3 protein-coding genes and 1 pseudogene are annotated in these 3,550 nt (G+C 60.6%); 2 read left to right on the forward strand and 2 right to left on the reverse strand.

The window, feature by feature from the left end:
- A pseudogene (locus ACLP25_RS02830) lies at positions 1–257 on the forward strand (ISKra4 family transposase); the annotation flags it as partial.
- Positions 258–375: 118 nt separating this feature from the next.
- Here ACLP25_RS02830 and ACLP25_RS02835 read toward each other — a convergent pair.
- Together ACLP25_RS02835 and ACLP25_RS02840 are read right to left on the reverse strand one after the other, a co-directional pair.
- The gene (locus ACLP25_RS02835; protein ID WP_442467719.1) at positions 376–1,314 is read right to left on the reverse strand and encodes a hypothetical protein; all 939 of its coding nucleotides are present in this window, start codon (positions 1,312–1,314) and stop codon (positions 376–378) included.
- A 21-nt stretch (positions 1,315–1,335) separates the two neighbouring features.
- Positions 1,336–2,628 carry a ferritin-like domain-containing protein gene (locus tag ACLP25_RS02840; RefSeq protein ID WP_442467720.1) on the reverse strand — a complete coding sequence of 431 codons (1,293 nt, stop codon included), beginning with the start codon at positions 2,626–2,628 and terminating at the stop codon, positions 1,336–1,338.
- A gap of 446 nt (positions 2,629–3,074) precedes the next feature.
- Here ACLP25_RS02840 and ACLP25_RS02845 point away from each other — a divergent pair.
- Positions 3,075–3,550: hypothetical protein (locus ACLP25_RS02845; RefSeq protein ID WP_442467721.1), on the forward strand; the 476-nt coding region annotated here is incomplete at its 3' end.

Raw genomic sequence — 3,550 nt, forward strand, 5'->3', positions numbered from 1 at the left:
CCGGCCACATCGTGAACTATGGCGAGCGGTTCCGCGCCGGCGAACGGATCTCCACCGGCTTCGTAGAGTCTGCGATCAACCAAATCGTGGACAAGCGCTTCGACAAACGTCAATCGATGCGCTGGACCCCTCGGGGTGCACACCAGCTGCTTCAGACCCGAACGCGCGTCCTCAACAACGACCTCGCTCAAGTCATCCGTCGCTGCTACCCCGCCTTCAGGAGATCACAGGCCACCGACACTGCCCCCGTTTTGTGATGGGCTCCCGATTAAGTGCCCAACCCCCGATGCCGAGGCCGGCAACGCCCCTGAAGCGGCGCGCTTCTTTGCGGATCTGCGGGCCAAATCTGTCGCATCTGCTGAATGTCTACGGGCCCTAACGCAGCGGCACCTTGAGGTAGCCCTGCACCCATCCGATCAGCAGATCTCCGTCCCATCCGCCCATCCAAAAACGCGTGCGCCAATCTTGATCGACGTCGACGTAAGGCGCCAGCGCGTGGCAGACCCGGGCGTCTTTTCCGCGGATCGCGTGGTCCCAGACGCACTGCAAACCGAGCCGGTTCTCGATCAAGGCGGGGTCCGAACTCCCGCTCGGCGCCGCGAAATGGTCGATCGCGCGGATCCGGGCTCGATAGCCGGCAGCCTCGAGCGCTTGCGGCGCCGGCGTTTTGGTCAGCCAGTGCGACAGCAGCTGTTTGCGCTGGTTGAAGTACGCGATGAAGGTGCTGTCCGAATTGGCGGCCCCGCCCGAGTTCGGAAAGATGGTTTCGACCACCTCGTCCGAAAGGTGGCGGTAGGTGACGGGCACACGCTGAGCGAAGTCGGCCGGCCTGAGCTGCCAGATCTCGCTTTGCGGATGCGACGGATCGAGCGGATCGCTGCGGCGCAGGAACGCCGCCCCATCTGGGCTTTCGATTTGTACGTCGAAGGGGACGATTGGCGGGGCGATACGGTTGATGCCGTCGCCGACGATTTGGTTGCGCAGCTCGAACCGGGGGTTTTGCATCAATCGTAGATTGGCGCCTTTGAGCGCGTCGACGACTGGCGTAGGCGCGCCTTCGACCTCCGTCACCCGCACGCCAAACTGGCGCGCGCTGCCGTCGGGGAGCGTCTCAAGGTAGGGCGGAAAGGGTTCACGGCGCTCGGCAAGCGGGATTTGGTCGAGTTGGGTCCGGATGACGCGATCGAAGTCGCCCTCGCCGGGTAATGCGTTCGTATAGCCGCTGACTCCCCGACCTTCGAGGGTCGGATCTGGATCGGTCGACAACCGGCATTGCCAGAAGCCTTCGAAGTGGATCTTCATCGTTCCAGACATGGTAGGTCCTTGCTGCGCATATTACTGCCTCCAGACGTCCTTAACATTCGTCTGCATCCGGGTCAGATTCTGTGCCAGGTAGGCCAGCGTTTGACTGGTGATCGGGTCTGGCGCGTCTTTGGCTAGTGTGGTCGCTCGCTGCTGCAGCGCGGAGAGTCCATCGACGTAGGGCCCGATGTCCCCTGCCCAGGATGGAATCCTGACGCCTGTTTGGAACGATGCGCCCGCGCGTGCCTCATTGTCGACATTTGCGAACGCGGGTTGGCGGGCGAGCAACTCGCCGACCGGTCGAATGAACATAGTCATGAATGGGAAATAGGCGTTCTCCGACATGATGGTGACGAGTCGATCGGCGGCGATCTGGTCGGGGGTCTTGAGCGCCTCGACGGCTCCGAAAATGCCAGAGTAGCTGCGGTACCCCCAGAGGAACTCGTGCAGCATGGTTAGCATGAGCTGATACCCACCATTGAAAAAATTCATCAGCTCCGCGCTAAAGGCATTGGTCACGGGCGTTACGTTTCCCGAAGATGGGCCAGCCTCGTCCTGGCTGACAGGGTTGCTGACGACCGGCAGCGATAGCTCGTGCCCGCACTTCTCGGCGAGCGCCGCAACAAGTGCATAATCTTCCAGCATCGCGGTGAAGCGGGCGTAATGCGTGTCCTTGGACAGGGGTGAGACGCCTAGACCTTCCCCCTCCGCCAACACGAGGTCAATCGCCGCGATCGCGCTCGGACGATTGGTCACTGGAGGAATCTGCATCGACACTCCGAGATCGAGTTCTGTCGAGGCGAGCTCGCGCTCGCCATCGCCAGCGAACAGCTCGCTCGCCGGCAAGCTCGAAAACATCTGCTTGATGTCGTTATAGACACGCTCGACCCCTGGCGGCGTGCCGAAGCCAGGCGCATCGGGTCGCTCGATGTGCTGAAATCGCCGCAAAGTCGCCTCGTTGAAACGCTCGAGGACCATTGGCGAGCCCACAACCGCCTCGAGCTGGCGGTCGGGGTAGTCGCCGTGCACAAGGTAAGGTCGCTCGTCGATCGCGGTCAGTAGGTTGGTCGCGATGGCGAGATGGGACATCTCTTGCCGAGCGATGTAGAAGATCTGATAGGCCCACTGCTGCGTCGCAGCCATCAGCAACTCCGCCGCTTCGCTTCGCGGCGTCGAGAAGTCGCTTGTCAACCGACGCAGTGAAAATGCAGCGAACAGATACTGGCAGCATAGTGAATGCTCGGCCTCCGACGCCTGACGAAGCCGCTGGATCAGGTTCTCGCGCGAATGATGCGTGTCGGGGCCAAGACTGAGCGCTGCAGTCATACTCGATCTCCTCGATGTTGACGGTGTCCAAGTATAAGCCGTATAAGTCCGACGCAGTCGCTAAGAACGTAATTCCGATGAGCAACGCACGGAAATCACGAATACTGCGATGTCGTCGAGTTTCGCTGGTCGGGCTTACTCTGGGCCTATGCCCTCCCCTCCGGCCGCGCCGACCGCCCATCGGCTCATGTTGCTCCCCGGCCCGCCGCGCGGTAGAGTGACAGTGCGACTAATTTGATCCGCGTCCACCGTGGGAGTTGGTAATTTTTGCCTCCTTTATGTTTCGGATGCGTCTTTTTTGGGCTAGGCTGACTGTCGGAAGGTAGCGGTTTCAGGTAGTGAGAGCAACCCTAAGTGAGTCGTCCCGCTCACACCCGCGGCAATCATGTTTGACTGCGACGGGGAGTGCTCGCGCCTGAATGGACCCTGCGAAAAGAGGACCAGCCATGCCAGACGATGTCGGCGAACTCTTAAAGCAAAAGCTAGCGCTGCTTGAGGATGAGCATCGCTTGATGGAAGAGCTGCAGGACACCGGCCTCGGTGCGTCTGAGAAGCTCTCGCTGGAAGCGGAGAAAGCCGGAATAACCGTCAAGATCGATGAGATCGCCCTTCAACTGAAGCATGCCGAGATCATCGGGGCGGAGGGCGACATCCGTAAGCAAGAGGAGGAGGAGGAAGCGATCATCGGAACCAAGATCTGCCTCATAAAGGAGGCTGCGCAGGTCCTCCGCAAACGGGCCTCGGACCCAGATGATGCTGCCCTTCAACTGCTCTCGGTCGACTTGTCCTTGAATGCCTCTCGGGAGGAAGTCAAACTCAAGAAAACTCAAATCAATACGTTGAAACTCCGCCTCGCGAAAGCGTCTGGGGGCGAGGTTGAGCGCCTGACCACATTGCTGCATGGCGAGCAGACCGAGCTCGG

Origin of the sequence: Roseiarcus sp. (assembly GCF_052145395.1) — a bacterium.
Classification (GTDB): domain Bacteria; phylum Pseudomonadota; class Alphaproteobacteria; order Rhizobiales; family Beijerinckiaceae; genus Roseiarcus.

Bases quoted from the DNA above. Each gene is read 5' to 3' on its own strand.
- ACLP25_RS02835 (WP_442467719.1), bottom strand. From the start codon at position 1,314: ATGTCTGGAACGATGAAGATCCACTTCGAAGGCTTCTGGCAATGCCGG.
- ACLP25_RS02840 (WP_442467720.1), bottom strand. From the start codon at position 2,628: ATGACTGCAGCGCTCAGTCTTGGCCCCGACACGCATCATTCGCGCGAG.